This window comes from Brenneria salicis ATCC 15712 = DSM 30166 (assembly GCF_003315515.1).
Lineage (GTDB): Bacteria > Pseudomonadota > Gammaproteobacteria > Enterobacterales > Enterobacteriaceae > Brenneria > Brenneria salicis.
In genome coordinates this window covers 192,279-214,667 of the sequence record NZ_QNRY01000001.1, presented here as the reverse complement: position 1 = coordinate 214,667, position 22,389 = coordinate 192,279, and the positions used below count along the sequence as shown (strand labels likewise).

The window sequence follows — 22,389 nt, the reverse complement described above, 5'->3', positions numbered from 1 at the left end:
TGGATATTGGAATTAAAACTGCGTGAGACTGTTTGCTCAACTAGGCTGGTATTTTCGTCGTGAATGGCGACGTTATGTCGGGGCGGTGGCGTTGCTGATTGTGATCGCCATCCTGCAACTGCTGCCGCCAAAACTGGTCGGCGTCATTGTTGACGGGGTCACTCAGCGTGGTATGTCGACGGCTGAGGTGATGCAGTGGATCGGCGTGATGCTGCTGACGGCTGTCATGGTTTATCTGCTGCGCTATGTCTGGCGCGTGTTGCTATTCGGTGCGTCCTATCAGTTGGCCGTTGAACTACGGGAAGACTTTTACCACCAGTTGAGCCGCCAGCATCCTGCCTTTTACCTTCGTCATCGCACGGGCGATTTGATGGCGCGCGCCACCAATGATGTCGACCGTGTGGTCTTTGCCGCGGGGGAGGGCGTACTCACGCTGGTGGACTCCATGGTGATGGGGTGTGCGGTTCTGATTGTAATGTGTACCCAGATTAGCTGGCAACTGACACTGCTGGCGTTATTGCCCATGCCGGTGATGGCGCTGGTAATCACACATTACGGCACGCAGTTGCACCAGCGTTTCAAAGCGGCTCAGGCGGCGTTTTCGTCTCTTAATGATCAAGCGCAGGAAAGCCTGACCAGTATTCGCATGATTAAATCATTCGGGCTGGAAGACTATCAATCCCGGCGTTTTGCCGATGTTGCGGCGGATGCCGGCGCTAAAAATATGCGCGTCGCAAGGGTTGATGCGCGCTTTGATCCCACCATTTATATCGCCGTGGGCTTGTCGCACCTGTTGGCTATCGGTGGCGGCAGTTGGATGGTTATCAACGGTTCGTTGACGCTGGGGTTGTTGACCAGCTTCGTGATGTATCTTGGTCTGATGATTTGGCCGATGCTGGCGTTGGCATGGATGTTCAATATCGTTGAGCGGGGAAGCGCCGCCTATAGCCGTATTCGGCAGCTTTTGTCGGAAGAACAGGTGGTCGCGGAAGGTTCTGCCTCCCTGCCTGATGGTCGGGGAACGCTGAGCGTCAATATTGATGAATTTCACTATCCTGAAAGCTCACGTCCTGTTTTGGACCATATCCGCTTTACGTTGGCGCCTGGCAGCATGCTTGGGCTCTGCGGCCCGACCGGTTCGGGGAAAAGCACGGTGCTGGCATTGATTCTTCGACATTTTGATATCAAATCAGGCGATATCCAGTATCACAATCTGCCGTTGTCCGCTATCCGGCTGGATGAATGGCGTCATCGTTTTGCCGTCGTCGGACAAACGCCTTTTCTGTTTTCCGATACCGTGGCGAGCAATATTGCGTTAGGGCGACCTGATGCGACGCAGTCGCAGATAGAACAGGCGGCACGGCTCGCCAGCGTGCATGAAGATATTCTGCGGCTTCCCCAGGGATATAACACGGAAGTGGGCGAGCGGGGCGTGATGCTGTCCGGTGGTCAGAAGCAGCGGATTGCCATTGCCCGCGCCCTGTTGCTGGAAGCTGAGATTCTGGTGCTGGATGATGCGCTGTCAGCGGTCGACGGACGGACAGAGCACCAGATTTTGCAGAATCTGAAGCAATGGGGTGAACAGCGCACGTTGATTATCAGTGCGCACCGTCTGTCGGCGCTGACTGACGCCAATGAAATTCTGGTTCTGCAACAAGGGCATGTGGCTCAGCGCGGTCATCATCGTGATCTGGTGACGCAGGCGGGTTGGTATCGCGATATGTATCGCTATCAACAATTGGAGGCTGCGCTGGATGACGCGCCGCAGGCGGAAGGAGCAAAGGATGAATAGCCCTAAACAGCTTTGGCCGACGTTAAAACGACTGCTGGCTTATGGCTCTCCGTGGCGTAAGCCGCTGGCGTTTGGCGTGGTGATGCTTTGGATCGCGGCGGCGGCAGAGGTTTCCGGCCCGGTATTGGTCAGTTATTTCATTGACCATCTGGTGGCTAAAGGCGAATTCCCGCTGGCGATAGCTGCCGGACTCGCCATGGCGTATATCCTGTTGCAGATTTTGGCCGCCGTCCTGCACTATTTTCAGGCTCTGCTGTTCAACCGGATCGCCGTGGGCGTGGTACAGCAGTTGCGAACCGACGTGATGGATGCCGCGTTACGTCAGCCGCTCAGCACGTTTGACACCCAACCGGTGGGCCAATTGATTTCGCGTGTCACGAACGATACCGAAGTCGTGAAAGATCTGTATGTCATGGTTGTTTCGACGGTATTGCGCAGCGCGGCGCTTATCGGCGCCATGATGGTGGCGATGTTCAGTCTGGACTGGCGCATGGCGCTGGTCGCGTTGACCATTTTCCCGGCGGTCATCATCGTTATGATGATTTATCAGCGATACAGTACGCCGATTGTGCGGCGGGTGCGCAGTTATCTGGCGGATATCAATGATGGCTTTAACGAAGTCATCAGCGGTATGAGCGTAATACAGCAATTCAGCCAGCAGGCGCGTTTTGGCGCAAGGCTGGGGGCTGCCAGCCGTGAACATTATCGGGCGCGCATGCAGACGCTACGTCTGGATGGTTTTCTTTTACGTCCGCTGCTCAGCCTGTTTTCTGCCATGGTGTTGTGCGGTTTGCTGCTGCAATTCGGTTTCAGTTCCGTGGGTTCGGTCGGCGTCGGGGTTCTGTATGCATTCATTAACTATCTTGGCCGTCTGAATGAACCGCTCATTGAACTGACCACGCAACAGTCCATGCTGCAACAGGCTGTTGTCGCGGGCGAACGTATATTCGAACTGATGGATGGCGTGAAACAGGATTACGGTCAGGATACGCGTGCGCTGGCTGGCGGCAGCGTCGAGATTGATAACGTTTCATTCTCTTATGACGCGGACCAGACGCGCGTCTTGCAGCATATTTCGTTGACGATCCCCGAACGAGGATTTGTCGCGCTGGTAGGGCATACGGGCAGCGGCAAAAGTACGCTGGCGAATTTGCTGATGGGCTATTATTCGCCCAGTAAGGGAGAAATTCGTCTGGATGGCCGCCCACTGCAAACGTTGTCACATCAGGTATTGCGGCAAAATGTGGCTATGGTGCAGCAGGATCCGGTGGTGCTGGCGGAGTCGATGTATATGAATGTGACGCTGGGACGCGATATCAGCGAGGACGACGTCTGGCGAGTGCTGGATATCGTGCAACTGTCTGAATTGGTACGCTCGTTTCCAGAAGGATTGCATACGCGTATCGGTGAGCAGGGGAATAACCTGTCCACCGGGCAGAAGCAATTGCTGGCTATCGCCCGTGTGCTGGTGCAACCCCCCAGGATTTTGATCCTTGATGAAGCAACAGCGAATATCGATTCAGGAACGGAGCAGGCGATTCAGAAAGCGCTTAAGGTCATTCGTGAACAAACGACGCTGATTGTCATCGCACATCGACTCTCAACCATTGTCGATGCGGATACCATCATGGTGCTTCATCGCGGACAAACCGTCGAGCAGGGAACCCATCAACAGTTACTGCGCCAGCAAGGACGGTATTATCAAATGTACCAGTTGCAATTGGTTGGCGAAGCGCTGGCGACGGCGGAAGGGAATAAGCAATCGCTCCTGGCTTAATAAGCAGCCAATGCACCTGAGCATGTGGGGCAGAACGACTGCCTTCCCATGACTTCGCACCATCACTAGGCATATCCCTTCTGTTTTTTGCCTATATGCACCAAAAAATGGCGCAATGCACTTTTTTGGTGCTTCCATTGCGCCGCTTTTTTGGCTTTTTTTCTCCAGTTGGCGTTTTTTTCAGCTTGTAGTAGACCTTATCAGTGTTCTCTCATTGATCTGAATCAGATAAATCATTTATGGCACATCCTTTGCTTTAATAATCGCGTGTAGATCATTCGAGATGATCGTAATCCGAAAAAAACGTAATTCTAAATAGTGGCGGGCGTAAGTCTGAACTTAATGGTTAGGGGGAAGATGAATGAAACTGGTTACTGTGGTGATAAAACCATTCAAGCTGGAGGATGTGCGTGAAGCATTGTCTTCTGTCGGCATCCAGGGGCTCACCGTCACCGAGGTGAAGGGATTTGGACGCCAGAAAGGACATGCTGAATTGTATCGTGGCGCGGAGTACAGCGTTAACTTTCTACCAAAAGTAAAAATCGATATCGCTATTGCTGATGATCAGCTGGACGAAGTCATTGATGTGATCAGCAAAGCGGCTTATACCGGAAAAATTGGCGACGGCAAGATTTTTGTTTCTGAATTACAAAGGGTTATTCGTATTCGTACTGGTGAAACCGACGAAGCCGCACTTTAACACCTGACTTAGATTCGTAAATAGGGATGGATGAAAATGAAAAAACTTGTCTCCTCATTAGGTCTTGGTGTAGCGACTTTGCTCCCGTCCTGGGCGATGGCAGCCGCTCCAACGATCGATAAAGCAGATAATGCATTTATTATGATTTGTACCGCTCTGGTACTTTTTATGACTATACCTGGCATCGCACTGTTTTATGGTGGTCTGATCCGTTCGAAGAACGTACTTTCCATGATGACTCAGGTTACCGTCGCCTTTGCCATGGTATGTATCCTGTGGGTGGTGTACGGCTATAGCCTGGCATTCAGCGAGGGCAACGCGTTCTTTGGCGATTTCTCCGCGTTTATGCTCAAAGGTATCGGTGTTGAATCGGTAACAGGAACCTTCTATCAGTTTGTGCATGTGGCTTATCAGGCGTCTTTTGCCTGCATCACGGTTGCGCTGATTGTGGGGGCGATTGCTGAACGTATCCGCTTCTCCGCCGTGTTGATTTTCGTCGCACTGTGGCTGACGTTCTCCTATCTGCCGATGACCCATATGGTTTGGGGCGGTGGTTATCTGGCCGCTGATGGCGCGCTGGACTTCGCGGGCGGTACTGTTGTGCATATCAACGCCGCGGTTGCCGGTCTGGTTGGCGCCTATCTGTTGGGCAAACGCGCTGGTTTCGGTAAAGAAGCGTTTAAACCGCACAGTCTGCCGATGGTCTTTATTGGTACGGCGATCCTGTACATCGGCTGGTTCGGCTTTAACGCCGGTTCTGCTGGTGCGGCCAACGGTATTGCGGCGCTGGCTTTCCTGAACACGGTAATTGCCACCGCAGCGGCGATTCTTGCATGGGTTGCTGGCGAGTGGATGGTGCGTGGCAAGCCTTCTCTGCTGGGTGCGTGTTCTGGTTGTATCGCCGGTCTGGTTGCCATTACGCCGGCAGCGGGTACAGTTGGCGTCGGTGGCGCGTTGATCATCGGTCTGGCGGGTGGTATTGCTGGTCTATGGGGATGTACCGTACTGAAAAGATGGCTGCGTGTTGATGACCCGTGCGATGTGTTCGGTGTTCACGGTGTGTGCGGCGTCGTTGGCTGCATCCTGACCGGTGTGTTCACCTCCGCTTCTCTGGGTGGTACAGGCTACGCTGAAGGCGTCACGATGGTTCACCAGGTTTGGGTACAGCTGTTCAGCGTTATTGTTACGTTCGTGTGGTCTGGCGTCGCCGCGTTTATCGCGTTCAAGGTTGCAGATATGGTTGTTGGTCTGCGTGTACCGGAAGAACAAGAGCGCGAAGGTCTGGATGTCAACAGCCATGGCGAAAATGCTTACAACCAGTAAGTGATGCAGTCTGGCTTATCAGTCATGCTGATATAAATGGAACAGGGCGCGAGAATGATCTCGCGCCCTGTTTTTTGTCCTGCCACCAACGAGTTTTTAATGGGGGTGACGGCGGATTACGCCTTCCTGAACACTGGATGCGACCAGTACGCCTGCACGTGTATAAAACTGTCCACGCACAAAACCTCTTGCGCCCGACGCCGAAGTGCTTTCCACGGTATACAACAACCAGTCATCCAGACGGAAAGGACGATGGAACCACATAGAATGATCAATGGTCGCAACCTGCATTCCGGGTTCGAGAAATCCTACGCCGTGAGGTTGCAGGGCCGTTAACAGAAAATTGCAGTCAGACGTGTAACCGAGCAGATACTGGTGGATTCGCGTATCGTCCGGTAACGGGCCATTGGCTTTGCACCACACATGCCGTACTGGTTCTTCGACTTCCCCTTTTAGCGGATTATGAGATTTCACCGGGCGCATCTCAATTGGCCGCGGTCGGGTAAATTTATCTCGAAACTGGGGTGGTAATAAGTGCGCCATGCTTTCTGCAATGTCCTGCTCAGATTTAAGTTTTTCCGGGGGAGTGATGACAGGCATCACGTTTTGATGTTCAAAACCCTGTTCAGGACTCTGGAATGAGGCGGTCATGGAGAAAATCGGTTTGCCATTTTGAATGGCGTTCACCCGACGGGCGCTAAAGCTGTTGCCATCCCGCAGATTCTCTACATCATAGATTATAGGTTTCTGGCTATCGCCAGGCAGGAGAAAATAACTGTGGAATGAGTGGATGCCGCGCTCAATGGGCACGGTTTGTTTCGCCGCACAGAGCGCCTGACCGACGACCTGACCGCCAAACACCTGGCGCAGCCCTAAATCATCACTTTGTCCCCGGAATAATCTTTCCTCAATTTTCTCCAGATTCAGGAGGTCGAGAAGATTTTGTAGTGCCTGGCTCATATTATTCGGCCTCATTAGTTATTGATGATCCAGCCTGAATGTCAGGAATTACTGCGTTTCTTCCTTTCAACAGGTTGAAATGGTTAGGATTTATAAAATCAGGCATTATGAGATAATTTACCATGACATGGATGGTTTATGCGTTTGGTTTAGTTATTAAAATCACCTTTTATGAAAATATCAGAATTTTGCACCATAATTGATGTGTTAAGTGAACCATACTTTTAATGAACGCTGGTTTTTTCTGATGCCAGTAGTCTGACAAGAATAAGAGGAGACTGTCCGAATGAAATTATGGCATACCTTAGGCTGCATCACGTTATCCATGGCGCTGTCAGCGTGCGCCGAAAGGGGCGACTATGGCGTTTCTCCACAAACCGGCGCGCCAGTCACCAGCGCATCGTCTCAATATCCCGCCATTTCCATGCCGGCTGTCAGCGGCACGGTGAATATTCGTCAGCGTATTGCTTTGCCGCCCAATGCGGTTTTAACGGTGACGGTATCCGATGCCTCACTCGCTGATGCGCCTTCAAAAGTCATTGCCCAGCATGTAATGCGCACAGTAGGCAAGCAGGCGCCTTTCCAGTTTTCCTTGCCGTATCAACCGGCTGATATCCAGCCTAACGCGCGTATCCTGCTGAGTGCGGCGATTGCGATAGATAACAGAATCGTCATGGTGACAGAGAATGTGTCGCCGGTTATCTACAACGGCGTGAGTAAAGCCGATCTGATCCTGGTTCCGGTCGCTTCCGTTCCATTACCGACCAAACAGTCCGAGTCGACGCTCGCCCCAACACAACAATCCCAACCTTCGGTGGGGCTACAGCCATCCGTCACGACATCGCCAGAGATGTCGGCGCCATCAGTACAAACCAACTGGTAATCCGCCCGCAGTACGCACTGCGCTACGGTGCGTACTGCCATCTGAAGCGTTGCAGATCGATTCTGCCGTAGCAGTCAAAAACAACCCCTTCGGCTATCAGCGCGGATTTCTGGCGCTGATAGTCGTCGCCAAAAAGCGATATTTCACCTTTACGATTGATCGCCCGGTGCCAGGGAAGTTTGCTGCCATCCGGTAACCGCTTTAACACGCCGCCAACTTGTCTGGAAGCGCGCGGAGAACCTGCCAGCAGCGCGACTTCGCCATACGTTGTAACTCTGCCATAAGGAATAGCCGCTACAATCTGGAATATACGTTGGCGAAAATTGTCATTCTCTCCTGTCATCAAGGTGTTCCTGTCTTCCTGAGTTTGCTGTAGTGCGGAAAATTTCTAGCGCAGAAAAATGTATAGTGACATAGGTGTCTGGGCAAGAAAACAACGGTTGGAAGGTGTTAGCTTGCAATTGACTATCCCATCACCGATAATGCCCTCCGCTCTCTAATGAGATAGCAAATATCTTGTCATTGAGTCGTCAATGGAGGCCCTGTCGGTTCTCCCGCAACATTAACCTGTGGACTCGGTCAGGTCTGGAAGGAAGCAGCCGCAGCAGGAGACGTGTGTGCCGGGATGTAGCTGGCAGGGCCTCCACCCATTTATCTCCCACCCCAATATCATCTTGCATAATAGATTGCTATCTAAACATCCTTAGTTAAATGTTTAAGGGTGATGATGCATGATCTGGCTTTCTTAGTGCTGCAACTAGTCGTGTTCCAATCCGCTCCAGACGAATTGTCAATGATGTAAACCATTAGCCGATGTAAACCCGAACCGGTTTATATCCTATGATCCTATATAAAGAATAATTTTTGTTATTTTCGGAAACTATCAATGTGATTGATAAAAGTTATGCAGGATAAAAAGTTAATATTGTTTATAAAAACATGCGATTCGAATTATTTCTCGCGCAGGGTGTACACTTTGTTACAACTCTTGCTTTATTAATACATAAAAGAACGAAAGAAGACATTGGCCGATAAAAGTATCGGCACAATGTTTTTATATCAACGTTTGTAAACTTTGTGGCTGAGAATTAACGGACGTATTTCCATACAGCGGTGGGGACTTTGTCATAAAGCTTGTTCATCGTCAGTTCTGCCAGACGGTGATCCGCAGCGGAATAGAACATCTCCAGTTCGTCATTGGAGAGTTCATACTTGTTTTTCTCAATAACGCGTTCAAGCGTATCAATGGTCGTGCATTTACGTAAACGCATCAAATAATCGATTTTTTTCATAATGTCCTTTATGCAAACAATGCCTGGTGGTTAATTAATATAAAACAAATTATTGCTTAAGTTTTAGCAGGCGTACAGATGTCCGCTTCTGAGAACATTCCGAATAGTTCAGCTTTAGATTTCTGCCAGCGACGTAGTTCAGCATCATTGATTCCATAGTTGCTAAACAAAACGTAGGTGTCGTCTAAATACTTTTCAACCTGCTGAGAAAGCTCGCTTTCGTTAGGGTATTTTATTTTAAATGTGAGAATAAATGTAGCTATATGCTCAATAAGTTCATTTAATTGGAGATTGATCGCAGATGTAGGGTCATTGACCCAACCGTGACTGCTATCACCTAACGTTGCAATACTTTCGTCGCATAGATTCTCACATAAGAATCTGAGTTGGGCAATATCATAATGTTTCGGTGTGTACTCATCCATATCAATCCTCCGTCAAGCCGTTATTCAGTGTTACTGCGGTTAACACCTGGTAAACAGGTAGACTGACGAAATTCATAAAAGATTTTAGCCATGCTTCTGTATTCATGATGTTGCGATCAAAATCGTTAGGTCTATGATTCTGGCAGTCATAAATTGGGCAACAACGGTTACTGTACCTCCTGATATCAACAAGTTCACTTTCCATTCAAATACTAACATATGGCGTTTAAACCGTGCCATGTTGATACAAATCACGTCATTCTCTTATGACTATAGCAAAAGAGTCAGCAAGATTCGCGGTTAATAGATAAGCTTTTCGCCGCTATTTCCCAGGTTTACCTGTTCAGCATATTGATATGTAAATAGTCAGATAATAATACTCATATTAGATAATTAAATTAATTCGACTATAAACGCAAGATGATAAGGAGATCGCATTCGCGATGAGATTTGGTTATCTTATTGTTTTAGCAGTTTTTATCTGATGAGTTATAAAAATATTCATAACGTGCATAACATAACGGTGATAACTCGATAGGGAAGGGTTAGTCGCTTCTCTTTTCTCCGCCTCGTATTGCGATGAGCCCGCATGTAAATAACTCTTCTTTTACTTGAAGACGTGTCTAAAGCGGTAAAGATGATGGCAATTAAAAAAGGCCGCATTTACGCGGCCCTTTGATATAAGTGAATGGAATCTTAGTGATGCTCTACCTTGGCAGGTTGTTCTGAATCATCAATCTTCTTTCCGAAGCGGCGGCGTACCACCACAAAGAATACCGGAACGAAGAATATCGCCAGAACGGTAGCCGTGATCATCCCGCCCATCACGCCTGTTCCCACCGCGTTCTGCGCCCCTGAGCCCGCGCCGGAACTGATAACCAGGGGAACCACGCCAAGGATAAAGGCCAGTGACGTCATCAGGATGGGACGTAAACGCATCCGTACCGCATCAAGCGTCGCTTCGATAAGCCCTTTGCCTTCTTTTTCCATCAGGTCTTTGGCGAATTCGACTATCAATATGGCGTTCTTCGCCGATAGCCCGATGGTGGTCAGCAGCCCCACTTTGAAGTAAACGTCATTTTCAAGACCGCGCATGTTGGCTGCAATCAATGCCCCGATGATCCCCAGAGGGACAACCAGCATAACGGAGAACGGAATGGACCAGCTTTCATAAAGCGCAGCCAGACACAGGAAGACCACAATAAGCGAGATCGCGTAGATTGCCGGTGCCTGATTACCCGATAGCCGTTCCTGATAAGACATTCCCGTCCATTCGTAGCCAATGCCTTGCGGTAACTTGGTAACGAGTTCTTCCATTAGCGCCATTGCTTCTCCGGTACTTTTTCCTGGCGCGGCTTCACCTTGAATCTGCATTGAAGGTTGGCCATTGTAACGTTCCAGACGTGGCGAGCCATATTCCCAATGACTATTGGTGAAGGCCGAGAAGGGCACCATCTGTCCGCTACCGCCGCGTATGTACCAGTTCTTGATATCATCCGGCAGCATACGGAAAGGCGCATCCGCCTGCACATACACTTTTTTCACACGGCCACGATCGACGAAGTCATTCACATAGCTGCCGCCGAGCGCCGTCGCCAGCGTCGAGTTTATGTCGGACAGGGAGACGCCAAGCGCTTGCGCTTTTTCCTGATCGATATCAAGACGGAATTGCGGCGTATCTTCCATGCCGTTAGGACGCACCTTCACCAGCATGTCAGGACGTTGTGCGGCCATGCCCAGCAGTTGGTTACGCGCTTCGGTCAATTTTTGGTGTCCCAGATTGGCCTGATCGATCAACTGGAAGTCAAAGCCGGTGGCGGTACCCAGTTCGACAATCGCCGGCACGTTAGCGGCCACCACAATAGCCTCTTTGATCTGGCTGAACGCAGCGTTTGCGCGTTGAGCGATGGCGTTGACTTTATTTTCAGTCCCGCTACGTTCGCTCCAGTCCTTCAGGCTGACGAACGCCAGCCCCGCATTTTGTCCCCGACCTGAGAAGCCAAACCCGTTGATGGCAAAGACGGAACGAACGGTGTCTTTCTCATATTCCATATAGTACTGGGTCAGGGTATCGAGCACTTTTTGCGTGTTTTCCTGCGTGGCGCCGGCGGGTAATTGCACGATGTTAAGCAGAACGCCCTGATCTTCATCCGGCAGGAATGAGCTGGGCAGGCGCAGGAACAGGAAAGCCAGTCCCACCACTATCAGCAGATAAACGACCAGATAGCGCCCCGTGCTGCGCAGAATGTTGGCCACGCTATCGGTATAGTGGTTCGTGCTCTTTTCAAACAGGTTATTAAACCAACCGAAGAAACCTTTCTTCTCCCCGTGGTCGCCTTTAGCGATCGGTTTTAATAAGGTCGCGCACAGAGCCGGAGTCAAAATCAGCGCCACTAATACCGACAGCACCATTGCAGATACGATGGTTATCGAGAATTGTCGGTAAATGGCCCCGGTGGAACCACCTGTGAACGCCATCGGCACAAACACGGCGGAGAGCACCAGGGCAATACCCACCAGCGCGCCCTGAATCTGTTCCATGGAGCGTTTTGTCGCTTCTTTCGGCGGCAAGCCGTCCTCCGCCATGACGCGCTCGACGTTTTCTACCACCACGATGGCGTCATCCACCAGAAGCCCGATCGCCAGCACCATCGCAAACATGGTTAACGTGTTAATGGAGTAACCAAACGCTGACAGAATGGCGAAAGTCCCCAACAGAACAACCGGCACGGCTATCGTGGGGATCAGCGTGGCGCGGAAGTTCTGCAAGAACAGATACATCACCAGGAATACCAGAACGATAGCTTCTATCAGTGTTTTTACCACTTCGTTAATCGAGATTTGTACGAAGGGGGTAGTGTCATAGGGATAAACCACTTTTAACCCGTCAGGGAAGAACTCCTCCAGCTTGGACAGTTCATTTTTTACCGCGGTTGAGGTATCCAGCGCGTTTGCGCCAGTAGCCAGTTTGATACCAATCCCCGCAGCCGGCTGGCCGTTGAAGCGGGCGATAATGTCATAGCTTTCGGCGCCGAGTTCGACTCGCGCCACATCTCTTAGCCGAACCTGTGAACCATCAGTATTCACCTTTAGCAGAATTTTGGCGAATTCTTCCGGCGAGCTCAGACGGGTCTGTGCAATGATTGATGAGTTCAGTTGCTGACCTGGCACCGGCGGCGCCCCACCCAACTGACCTGCGGCAATCTGGTTGTTCTGTACCGTGATTGCCGAAGTGACATCGCTCGTTGTCAGCTGATAGTTGTTCAGTTTATTCGGGTCCAGCCAGATACGCATCGCGTATTGCGCTCCAAACAACTGGGCGTCACCCACGCCGGAGGTTCGGCTGATTGGATCTTTGACATTAGCTGCGACATAGTCGGCGATATCTTCCTGGGATAATTTGCCGTCTTCACTAATAAAGGCGGCAACCATCAGGAAGCTGCTGCTGGATTTTTGGACGTTCACCCCTTGTTGTTGAACTTCCTGCGGCAGCAAAGGCATCGCCAATTGCAATTTGTTCTGTACCTGAACCTGCGCAATATCCGCATCGGTGCCGGCATCAAAGGTCAGAGTAATCTGGACGGTACCTGACGAATCGCTACTTGACGACATGTACATCAGATTATCGATACCGTTCATGTTTTGTTCAATAACCTGCGTCACGGAGTCTTGCAACGTCGATGCGTCGGCCCCAGAATAAGTTGCCGTCACTTCAATCGCTGGCGGCGCGATCGTCGGATATTGGGCAATAGGCAATTTTACAATTGCCAGCATCCCCGTCAGCATCACCATAATGGCGAGAACCCATGCAAAAATGGGTCGATCAATAAAAAACTTAGCCATGAATTACCGGCTCCTGTTAAGACTTCGCGGGTTCAGTTGCTGATTGCTGCGTCTGCTCACTGCCTTGAGCCACTTCTTTTGCCTGCACTTGCACGCCCGGCCTGATTTTTTGCAGACCGGTGACAATCACGCGATCACCTTCTTTCAGGCCTTCCGCCACCAACCATTTATCACCAATTGCTTTGGTGGTTTTAAGGGCGCGCACTTCGACTTTATCGCCTTCTCCGACCACCATCGCCGTCGCTTGGCCACGGGGATCGCGGGTAACCCCTTGTTGCGGAACCAACAGCGCATTGGTGTTTACGCCGGCTTCAAGCCGTGCACGGACAAACATGCCGGGAAGCAGGTTGTGTTGCGGGTTAGGAAGGATGGCACGCAAGGTGATGGAACCCGTAGTTTCATCAACGGTAACATCAGAAAACTCCAGCGTCCCCGGCAGGCTGTATTCTGAACCGTCCTCCAGCAGCAGGCGAATGGTTGCTTTACCTTCGCTCTGTTTCAGCGCGCCGCTTTCCAAATCTTTTTTCAGTTGCAGAAAATCATTACTGGATTGCGTGACATCTACATAAATCGGATCAAGCTGCTGTACGGTGGTTAATGCGTTGGTTTGACCGGTGGAAACCAGCGCGCCCTCAGTGACCGTGGATTTACCAATCCGGCCTGATATCGGCGAAATGACTTTGGTATAAGCGAGATTGATTTGCGCCGTATCTACCGTCGCTTTTGCCGCTTGCACGGCGGCATCAGCCTGACGGGAGGTTGCAACCGCCTGATCGTAATCTTGTTTGCTGATGTAATTCGTTCCCAGCAACGGCTTATAACGATTAACAGTCAGACGGGCGATTTCGGCGCTGGCCTGTGCCTGTGCCAGTGAGCCTTTAGCGCTGTTATAATTGGCTTGATAAGTCGCGGGATCGATCTGATACAATGAATCGCCGGCTTGCACGTCACTTCCTTCGACAAAGTTACGTTTCAGGATAATTCCGCCAACCTGAGGACGAACTTCCGCAATGCGGTAAGCATTGGTGCGGCCAGGCAAATCAGTCGTGACATTCAAAGGTTGGGTTTTCAGTGTTACAATACCGACTTCCGGCGCCTGCTGGCTTCCTTCCCCTTGTTGATTTCCACTATCATCACATCCTGCGAGAATTAAGCCGCCAGAAAGCATCAGAACTGCCGCCAGAGGCTTCAGCCCTCTGTTTTTGTTCATAGATAAACCTCAAGTGTCCGATTTGAAATTGACCAATGGATCACAAGCTTAAAACCCATTGCTGCGATAATTTTCTATTGATGCTATGTTACATACATACTCGAATGTATGTAAATCACACTTTCTTTCAAAGACAGCGATATGGCACGAAAAACCAAACAACAAGCTCAGGAAACCCGACAGCAAATCATTGATGCAGCGTTGAGAGTATTCTCAGAGCACGGTGTTTCTGCCACGTCACTGGCTGACATCGCCGCTGCTGCTGGGGTTACCCGTGGTGCGATTTACTGGCACTTCAAAAACAAAGCTGAGTTATTCGATGAAATCTGGACACTGGCAGAATCAAAAATTAATGATTTTGAAATAGATTATCAGACAAAATTTCCTGATGATCCACTCCATGTGATGCGTGAATTAATGATTTTTATGCTTCGCTTGACCGTCAGTGACACCCAGTGGCGCTCGATGATGGAAATCATCTTTCATAAATGCGAGTTTGTTGGCGAAATGTTGCAATCGCATAATGCGCGCAAGGCATTGTATCTTTCCTGCTATATCGATATTGAAGATAATCTGGTACGGTGCATCCGTATGGGCATGTTGCCAGCGGATATTCATCCCCGCCGCGCCGCTATCGCCTTGCGCGCTTATTTCTCAGGCATTATGGAAAATTGGTTGTTCATGCCTGAGAGTTTCAATCTTGAACAGGAAGCGCCTGCGTTGACCGATGCATTTATTGATATGCTCTGTTCCAGCATGGCGCTTCGTCAAACCACGGTGTGAGCCTAGATCCGGTAAGTCTTAGCTCCCGCTGGTTTTTTCTTCCCGCTTTGCTTTCTTTTGAAAATCTGCCCGTACAATTTCCAGTGCGGTTAGCGCAATTTTAGGTTCGATTTTGTTATATTCCAATAACACAATCAGATCGACTGCCAGTTTGACCTCTGGCGGGGCGTTTTCCAGTGACATGCGAATTTCCCTCAATCTTATTCTGCATGGGTTTGCAGATATAGCAGAAAGGACGCGGGTTTTACAGGCCTTGCTCGTGGCGCTCGATCAAGCGTTCCAGCCGGGTGAGGGCCTGACGGCAGCGAGATAACCGGCCTTCCAGCGCAGCCAGTTCTTTTTGCAATCTTTGTTGTTCATTGAGCCGTGTTTGCCGACTTAACAGACTTTCTTTGTCATGGATCATGGCCAGCAGGCGGCGTTCGTAATCCTGATGTTCCGCCAGTTTGTGATAATGATCCTCTGTTGCGGTTGTTGCAGGCTGTTCCCGGCGCCGTAAGGATTGTGTCGCCAATTCGCGTTGCAGCGCGGTAATTTGCCTGACCAGTTTTTCGGTCATGAACGCGACCCGCTCTGTGCGTTGTTCCGCCACCAGATGTCGGATCAGATGCAAATTCTCACCGACTTCCGCAAAGTAATCTTTCAGGCGCGTACCATAGCTGCTGAATAACTGGCGATCGAAACGCGACTGAGAAACGGATTTGTCCGCCATCGGCTCAATTTCTTTTGCCAGCATCGCTATCTGCTGTTCAAGAGCCAGCAGCAGTTGGTGAGTGTTCACATGATTCCCCTACGCCGGGCAGATAGCCCAGCTTGCCTGCAATGATCGGCTGGTACAAGTTATTGTGGTTATTCTGCGTGAGTATATCTTAACTAACCCGCCGGAAAAGTTGGTGATAAAGTGTGATTGTCGTAGCCGATGTTTTTAGAGCGCAAGGGTGAATATGTATCGTGTGGCGTTGATAATAGTGGGGTGGATTGCCGTCATTCTGGCAACGCTTGGCGTTGTGCTGCCCTTGCTGCCTACAACGCCGTTTCTATTGTTGGCGGCGTGGTGTTTTGCCCGTTCGTCGCCGCGCTTTCATTATTGGCTGCTTTACCGCTCGTGGTTCGGCGGTTATTTACGTCATTGGCAGCAATACCGGGCGTTGCCGCCGGGGGCGAAATGGAAGGCGATTATCGTCATTTTATGCACGTTTGCGCTCTCGCTCTGGCTGGTTAAAATGAATTGGGTAAGAATATTGATCCTGGTTATTCTGGTAATTTTACTGACTTTTATGCTTCGTCTACCGGTTATTGATCCGAAACAACAAAAAATTTCTGAAAGAAATTTTTAATGGCGCTTAGCGTCAGCCCGTCACAAAAACATGCTGGCGAAGCGCCGTATGGTTGCTTTTATCTGCCAGTTTGACTAGATTTGACCGTTTTCGTGCGCAGGCCGCCATTTCCTTTTTTTGCCATTGCATGGGTCATCCGAAGATGAAGCGCAGGAAGACGGGGTGGGCAGGCATAGTATGATTGGAACGTTTTATCAGGCACCGAGATGATGACAGCGCAGCAGCCCGAATTGATTAAAAACAGTATCAAAAGCATTCCCGACTATCCAAAACCGGGAATTCTTTTCCGTGATGTAACCAGCCTGTTGGAAGATCCCACTGCGTATGCCGCCAGCATTGAGATGCTGACTAATCGCTACCGTGCTGCGGGGATTACAAAAGTCGTGGGAACGGAAGCGCGCGGGTTTCTGTTTGGCGCGCCTGTGGCGCTCGCGTTGGGTGTTGGGTTCGTTCCTGTTCGCAAACCGGGAAAATTGCCGCGTCCGGCCATCAACGAGAGCTACGAACTGGAATACGGCACTGACAAGCTGGAAATTCACTGTGATGCCATTAATTCCACGGATAACGTACTGGTTATTGATGATCTGCTGGCAACCGGCGGAACGATTGAAGCGACGGTTAAACTGATCCGTCGGTTAGGCGGCAAGGTTACCGACGCCGCTTTCGTCATTAATCTGTTCGATCTGGGGGGCGCGCAACGTCTGGAAGCGATGGGCGTAAACTGCTATAGCCTGGTTGACTTCCCCGGACATTAATCATAACAGCCTCGCCGATAGCGGCGCGGCTGTGTTAGCATGATCTCCTCAATAACTCAACTGCTGCGGTATTGATGAGCTATCAGGTTCTTGCCCGTAAGTGGCGCCCTCAAACCTTTGCCAATGTCGTTGGTCAGGAGCATGTCCTGACCGCGCTGGCCAATGGCCTTTCTTTAGGCAGAATTCATCATGCCTATTTGTTTTCCGGCACGCGCGGCGTGGGGAAAACCACTATCGCGCGTTTGCTGGCAAAGGGGCTGAATTGCGAGCAGGGCGTCACGGCGACCCCTTGCGGACAATGCGAGAATTGCCGTGAAATCGAGCAGGGCCGTTTTGTCGATTTAATCGAGATTGACGCGGCTTCACGCACCAAGGTCGAAGATACCCGCGAACTATTGGACAATGTGCAATATGCGCCGGCTTGCGGGCGCTTCAAGGTCTACCTGATCGATGAAGTGCATATGTTGTCGCGGCACAGCTTCAATGCGTTGCTGAAAACGCTGGAAGAACCGCCGCCGCACGTCAAATTCCTGCTGGCTACCACCGATCCGCAAAAGCTGCCTGTGACGATTTTATCGCGCTGCCTGCAATTCCATCTGAAAGCGCTGGATGTCGAACAGATTCGGGCGCATCTGGAGCAAGTGCTGGAAGCCGAACAACTGGCAAGCGAACCCAGAGCATTGCAATTGCTGGCGCGCGCCGCCGACGGCAGCCTGCGTGATGCGCTGAGCCTGACCGATCAGGCGATCGCCATGGGGCAAGGGCAGGTGACGACCGGGGCGGTCAGCCAGATGCTGCGTACATTGGATGATGAGCAACCGCTGGCGATTATCGAAGCGTTGGTGAAAGCCGATGGCGCGCAGGTGATGTCCTTGCTCGATCATGCAGCAGAGCGCGGGGTTGACTGGGAAGCGTTGCTGGTGGAAACCCTGACGTTGCTGCATCGTATTGCTATGGTGCAACTGCTGCCGAGCGCGTTGAGCCAGGATTACGCGCAGGTTGAAGCTCGCTTGCGAGATTTGGCCCGCACGCTGCCGCCAGCGGATGTGCAGCTTTACTACCAAACGTTGCTGATTGGCCGCAAAGAATTGCCTTATGCCCCGGCCCCCCGCATGGGGGTAGAAATGGCGTTACTGCGAGCGCTGGCGTTTCATCCGCAACAGATAATCGAGGCGCCTGCTTTAGCGGCCACGGTAAAGCCAGCAAAGGCCGCGCCGCAGGGTAATCAGTCTGAGAATAATCTGTCTCAAAATGATCTGCCTCAGAATAATTATTTTCAAGGCAATGCGTTGCAAAATAATCCGTTGCACGCCCCAGCGCCGCCGGATAATGGGTTTGCGCCGCCGCCTTATCCATCAGATTCCGTACCGCCTGACGATGCGGTTTTCATCCCGCCGGTGCTGGCGGAACATGACCCTGTCCCCCCGAACTCTGAAAGCCCGGCCGACGGCAATCTGTCTGACGCGACATCGCAACTGTTGCAGGCGCGTAGCCAGCTATTGCGCAAGCAGAGAGCGACGCCGCCAAAAAAGGCTGAACCGGCGGCGTCTGATAAAACGCGGCCGGCAACCGCGGCACTTGAGCGTTTAGCTTCGGTGACCGAGCGCGGCACGCAACGGCAAAACGAGAAAAATTTGGCCTCTGCCGCGCCTAAAAAGCCAGAAGCCTATCGTTGGCGCGCGCAAAATAAAGCGGAGCATGTAAAAGCGGACGTCACCACGCCGAAAGCGCTGCGTTCGGCCTTGGAGCATGAAAAAACGCCGGAACTGGCGGCTCGTCTGGCGGAAGAATCGTTGCAACGTGATGAGTGGGCGGCGGAAATTCATCGCCTGACGTTACCAAAACTGGTACAACAACTGGCGTTAAATGCATTTAGGGAAATCCCGGAGACAGGTAAAATACATCTGCATCTGCGTTCTTCCCAGCGTCACCTAAACTCATTGGCGGCGCAGCAAACGCTGGCCGATGCCTTGAGCGCACACTACGGACATCCGATAGAACTGTTGGTGACCGAAGATGATAATCCGGCGGTGCTGACGCCGCTGGAGTGGCGTCAGGTTATTTATGAAGAAAAGCTGGCGCAGGCGCGCCAGTCGATTCTGGCTGATAATACGATTCAAACGCTGCGGCGTTTCTTTGATGCGGAACTGGACGAAGAGAGTATCCGCCCTGTTTAACCGCTGCGAGTGCGCAGCCCGAAGCGATAGAGAGAAAACTATGTTTGGTAAAGGTGGAATTGGCAATCTGATGAAGCAAGCCCAGCAGATGCAGGAAAAAATGCAGCAGATGCAGGAAGAGATTGCCAATCTGGAAGTCACGGGAGAATCGGGCGCGGGTCTGGTGAAGATGACTATCAATGGCGCGCACAACTGTCGTCGCGTTGAGATCGATCAAAGCTTGTTGGAAGACGACAAAGAAATGCTCGAAGATCTGGTCGCGGCGGCATTCAACGATGCGGCTCGTCGTATCGCTGAAACGCAGAAAGAAAAAATGGCCTCTGTTTCCAGCGGAATGCAGTTGCCGCCAGGCTTTAAGATGCCGTTCTGATGCAAACCAGTCCGCTGCTTGAAGCGCTGATGGAGGCGTTGCGCTGCTTGCCGGGCGTTGGGCCGAAATCGGCGCAACGCATGGCTTTTCATCTTTTACAGCGTAACCGAAGCGGGGGGATGCGTCTGGCGCAGTCGCTGACCCGCGCGATGTCTGAAATCGGCCATTGCGCCGATTGCCGTACCTTCACCGAACAGGACATGTGCACCATTTGTGCAAACCCGCGCCGTCGACAAAATGGTCAGATTTGCGTGGTGGAAAGTCCGGCGGATATTCATGCCGTCGAACAGACCGGGCAGTTCGCCGGACGTTACTTTGTGCTGATGGGACATTTGTCGCCGCTTGATGGCATTGGGCCGGATGATATTGGTCTGGGCCGACTGGAAGAGCGGCTGCAAAGCGAATCGATCAATGAAGTCATTCTGGCCACCAATCCGACGGTGGAAGGTGATGCGACGGCCAACTACATAGCTGAACTGTGCGCGCAGCACGGTGTGATGGCAAGCCGCATCGCGCACGGCGTGCCGGTCGGAGGCGAGTTGGAAATGGTGGATGGCACCACGCTTTCCCATTCGCTTGCCGGTCGTCAGCCTTTCCGGTTTTAAAGCCAACCGGCGGTCGGCGTTGCGGCTGGCTGCCGGTTGAATACGCTATTTCTCCGCGTGTTTAGCATTGTCTTGCTTCTTCTGCCCTTGAAATTATCATGGCTTATCCCCATCTCTATGCTCATCGTCATCAGCCTGAATAATATTAGGATTGAGGTAAGCAACAATGAGTATGAAAGGCCAAGAAACCCGTGGATTCCAGTCCGAAGTAAAGCAACTGCTGCATTTGATGATCCATTCGCTGTATTCCAACAAAGAAATCTTCCTGCGTGAATTGATCTCCAACGCTTCCGATGCAGCAGATAAATTACGTTTTCGCGCACTGTCAGCCCCCGAACTGTATGCCGGCGACGGTGACTTGCGCGTGCGCGTTTCGACCAATAAAGAAAAACGCACTCTGACGATTTCCGACAACGGCATTGGTATGAGCCGTGATGAGGTGATTGACAATCTGGGCACCATCGCCAAATCCGGTACTAAAGCCTTTTTGGAATCAATGGGTTCCGATCAGGTTAAAGACAGCCAACTGATCGGTCAGTTCGGCGTCGGCTTTTATTCCGCCTTTATCGTGGCGGATAAAGTGACGGTGCGCACGCGTGCGGCTGGCGCGGCTGCCGATCAGGGCGTGTTCTGGGAATCGGCGGGCGAGGGAGACTATACCATCGCCGATATCGTCAAAGACGATCGCGGTACTGAAATTACGTTGCACCTGCGTGAAGGGGAAGATGAGTTTCTTGATGACTGGCGCGTGCGTTCCATCATCAGCAAATACTCCGACCATATTGCGTTGCCGGTAGAGATCGAGACGCGCACGGAAAGTGAAGAGGAAGGCGGCGAGGCAACCGTCAGTTGGGAGAAGATCAACAAGGCGCGAGCCCTGTGGACGCGCAGCAAATCTGAAGTCAGCGACGAAGAATATAACGAGTTCTACAAGCACATTGCTCACGATTTTACTGATCCGCTAAGCTGGAGCCACAACCGTGTCGAAGGCAAGCAGGAGTATACCAGCCTGCTGTATATTCCCTCCCGTGCGCCGTGGGATATGTGGAACCGCGACCACAAACACGGTTTGAAACTGTATGTGCAGCGCGTATTTATCATGGATGACGCCGAGCAGTTCATGCCGAACTATCTGCGTTTTGTGCGCGGTCTGATTGATTCCAATGATTTACCGCTCAACGTTTCCCGTGAAATTTTGCAGGATAGCCGCGTCACCCAGAATCTGCGAAATGCCCTGACCAAACGCGTGTTGCAGATGCTGGAAAAACTGGCGAAAGACGATGCCGAAAAATATCAGACCCTCTGGCAGCAGTTCGGCCTGGTATTGAAAGAAGGCCCAGCTGAAGATGGCGGCAACCGTGAAGCGATCGCGAAACTGTTGCGCTTCGCGACAACACAATCCGATAGCTCGGCACAGACGGTGTCGCTGGAAGAGTATGTTGGCCGTATGGTTGAAGGTCAGGAAAAAATTTATTACATCACGGCGGATAGCTATGCCGCCGCGAAGAGCAGCCCGCACCTGGAACTTTTCCGCAAGAAAGGCATTGAGGTACTGCTGCTGTCTGATCGTATCGACGAATGGATGATGAGCTATCTGACCGAGTTCGATGGCAAGTCATTCCAGTCGGTCAGTAAGGCGGATGAAGCGCTGGATAAGCTGGCGGATGAAGAAAACGATGCGCAGAAAGAAGCGGAAAAAGCGCTGGAGCCTTTTGTCGATCGCGTGAAAACGCTGTTGGGTGAGCGGGTGAAAGACGTGCGTCTGACGCACCGTCTGACGGATACGCCGGCGATTGTGGTCACTGACGCTAATGAGATGAGTACGCAGATGGCGAAACTGTTTGCCGCTGCTGGTCAACAGGCCCCGGAAGTGAAATACATTTTTGAACTTAACCCGGAACATCCGCTGGTTAAGCGCGCTGCCGATGTCAGTGATGAAGCCGGATTCGCCGAATGGGTGGAACTGCTGCTTGATCAGGCTTTATTGGCGGAACGCGGTGCGCTGGACGATCCTAACCAATTCATCCGTCGCATGAACCAGTTGCTGACGGCTTGATGCTCCCCGACCCCGGACTACCGGGGTCTTAACACGCCGCTTGCGGCTACCTGTCTTCTCCCGCATTACCTCACTGAACAGGCCTTATTCGTCTACACTCA

General features: G+C 51.4%; 20 protein-coding genes and 1 other RNA gene. 13 read left to right on the top strand and 8 right to left on the bottom strand.

Annotation, left to right across the window (positions count from 1 at the left end; translation table 11 throughout):
• Positions 1-22 precede the first annotated feature (22 nt).
• The 4 genes from DES54_RS01045 (at position 23) to amtB (ending at position 5,592) form a co-directional block, all read left to right on the top strand.
• Complete coding sequence (locus tag DES54_RS01045) at positions 23-1,792, top strand: SmdA family multidrug ABC transporter permease/ATP-binding protein (protein ID WP_113864760.1); 1,770 nt, start codon at positions 23-25, stop codon at positions 1,790-1,792.
• Positions 1,785-3,569 carry a SmdB family multidrug efflux ABC transporter permease/ATP-binding protein gene (locus DES54_RS01040; protein WP_113864759.1) on the top strand — a complete coding sequence of 595 codons (1,785 nt, stop codon included), beginning with the start codon at positions 1,785-1,787 and terminating at the stop codon, positions 3,567-3,569. The genes DES54_RS01045 and DES54_RS01040 overlap by 8 nt, the downstream gene beginning before the upstream one ends.
• Positions 3,570-3,930: 361 nt before the next feature.
• A complete protein-coding gene (gene glnK / locus DES54_RS01035; protein WP_113864758.1) occupies positions 3,931-4,269 on the top strand; it encodes a P-II family nitrogen regulator in 339 nt (112 codons plus the stop codon).
• A gap of 36 nt (positions 4,270-4,305) precedes the next feature.
• Positions 4,306-5,592, top strand: coding sequence for an ammonium transporter AmtB (amtB, locus tag DES54_RS01030; RefSeq protein ID WP_169050466.1), 1,287 nt, complete (start codon positions 4,306-4,308; stop codon positions 5,590-5,592).
• A gap of 96 nt (positions 5,593-5,688) precedes the next feature.
• Here amtB and tesB read toward each other — a convergent pair whose 3' ends face one another.
• Entirely contained in the window at positions 5,689-6,552 is an 864-nt protein-coding gene (gene tesB, locus DES54_RS01025; RefSeq protein ID WP_113864756.1) for an acyl-CoA thioesterase II, read from the bottom strand.
• Positions 6,553-6,838: 286 nt separating this feature from the next.
• Between tesB and DES54_RS01020 the strand changes: the two genes are divergently transcribed.
• Positions 6,839-7,435 carry a YbaY family lipoprotein gene (locus DES54_RS01020; RefSeq protein WP_113864755.1) on the top strand — a complete coding sequence of 199 codons (597 nt, stop codon included), beginning with the start codon at positions 6,839-6,841 and terminating at the stop codon, positions 7,433-7,435.
• Positions 7,436-7,457: 22 nt separating this feature from the next.
• On the opposite strand, the gene DES54_RS01015 is transcribed toward DES54_RS01020, so the two are convergent.
• Positions 7,458-7,778: an MGMT family protein gene (locus DES54_RS01015; RefSeq protein ID WP_113864754.1), complete on the bottom strand. Its 321-nt coding sequence runs from the start codon at positions 7,776-7,778 to the stop codon at positions 7,458-7,460.
• 200 nt (positions 7,779-7,978) lie between these two features.
• Here DES54_RS01015 and ffs point away from each other — a divergent pair.
• Positions 7,979-8,075: signal recognition particle sRNA small type (gene ffs, locus DES54_RS01010), an RNA gene on the top strand.
• Between the two features lie 448 nt (positions 8,076-8,523).
• Here ffs and DES54_RS01005 read toward each other — a convergent pair.
• The 4 genes from DES54_RS01005 to DES54_RS00990 form a co-directional block, all read right to left on the bottom strand.
• On the bottom strand, positions 8,524-8,727 hold the full coding sequence (locus DES54_RS01005; protein WP_009114000.1) for an HHA domain-containing protein: 204 nt from the start codon (positions 8,725-8,727) through the stop codon (positions 8,524-8,526).
• Positions 8,728-8,783: 56 nt separating this feature from the next.
• Positions 8,784-9,152: an Hha toxicity modulator TomB gene (gene tomB, locus DES54_RS01000; protein WP_113864753.1), complete on the bottom strand. Its 369-nt coding sequence runs from the start codon at positions 9,150-9,152 to the stop codon at positions 8,784-8,786.
• Between the two features lie 696 nt (positions 9,153-9,848).
• Entirely contained in the window at positions 9,849-12,995 is a 3,147-nt protein-coding gene (locus DES54_RS00995) for an efflux RND transporter permease subunit (protein ID WP_113864752.1), read from the bottom strand.
• A 16-nt stretch (positions 12,996-13,011) separates the two neighbouring features.
• Positions 13,012-14,205, bottom strand: a complete 1,194-nt coding sequence (locus DES54_RS00990) for an efflux RND transporter periplasmic adaptor subunit (protein WP_113864751.1) — start codon at positions 14,203-14,205, stop codon at positions 13,012-13,014.
• 141 nt (positions 14,206-14,346) lie between these two features.
• Here DES54_RS00990 and acrR point away from each other — a divergent pair, with 141 nt between their 5' ends.
• Complete coding sequence (gene acrR, locus DES54_RS00985; RefSeq protein WP_113864750.1) at positions 14,347-14,988, top strand: multidrug efflux transporter transcriptional repressor AcrR; 642 nt, start codon at positions 14,347-14,349, stop codon at positions 14,986-14,988.
• Positions 14,989-15,006: 18 nt separating this feature from the next.
• On the opposite strand, the gene rsmS is transcribed toward acrR, so the two are convergent.
• Entirely contained in the window at positions 15,007-15,171 is a 165-nt protein-coding gene (gene rsmS, locus DES54_RS00980) for a pleiotropic regulatory protein RsmS (RefSeq protein ID WP_113864749.1), read from the bottom strand.
• Between the two features lie 61 nt (positions 15,172-15,232).
• The gene (priC, locus tag DES54_RS00975) at positions 15,233-15,769 is read right to left on the bottom strand and encodes a primosomal replication protein PriC (protein ID WP_113864748.1); all 537 of its coding nucleotides are present in this window, start codon (positions 15,767-15,769) and stop codon (positions 15,233-15,235) included.
• A gap of 163 nt (positions 15,770-15,932) precedes the next feature.
• On the opposite strand from priC, the gene DES54_RS00970 reads away from it, so the two are divergent.
• The 6 genes from DES54_RS00970 (at position 15,933) to htpG (ending at position 22,288) form a co-directional block, all read left to right on the top strand.
• Positions 15,933-16,325 carry a DUF454 family protein gene (locus DES54_RS00970; protein WP_113864747.1) on the top strand — a complete coding sequence of 131 codons (393 nt, stop codon included), beginning with the start codon at positions 15,933-15,935 and terminating at the stop codon, positions 16,323-16,325.
• A 206-nt stretch (positions 16,326-16,531) separates the two neighbouring features.
• Complete coding sequence (gene apt, locus DES54_RS00965; RefSeq protein WP_113864746.1) at positions 16,532-17,080, top strand: adenine phosphoribosyltransferase; 549 nt, start codon at positions 16,532-16,534, stop codon at positions 17,078-17,080.
• A gap of 74 nt (positions 17,081-17,154) precedes the next feature.
• Positions 17,155-19,257: a DNA polymerase III subunit gamma/tau gene (dnaX, locus tag DES54_RS00960; RefSeq protein ID WP_113864745.1), complete on the top strand. Its 2,103-nt coding sequence runs from the start codon at positions 17,155-17,157 to the stop codon at positions 19,255-19,257.
• A 40-nt stretch (positions 19,258-19,297) separates the two neighbouring features.
• On the top strand, positions 19,298-19,627 hold the full coding sequence (locus tag DES54_RS00955) for a YbaB/EbfC family nucleoid-associated protein (protein WP_113864744.1): 330 nt from the start codon (positions 19,298-19,300) through the stop codon (positions 19,625-19,627).
• Positions 19,627-20,232 carry a recombination mediator RecR gene (gene recR, locus DES54_RS00950; protein WP_113864743.1) on the top strand — a complete coding sequence of 202 codons (606 nt, stop codon included), beginning with the start codon at positions 19,627-19,629 and terminating at the stop codon, positions 20,230-20,232. Before DES54_RS00955 ends, recR begins: the two co-directional genes overlap by 1 nt.
• Positions 20,233-20,404: 172 nt before the next feature.
• Positions 20,405-22,288, top strand: coding sequence for a molecular chaperone HtpG (gene htpG / locus DES54_RS00945; RefSeq protein ID WP_205680158.1), 1,884 nt, complete (start codon positions 20,405-20,407; stop codon positions 22,286-22,288).
• The last annotated feature ends 101 nt before the right edge of the window (positions 22,289-22,389 follow it).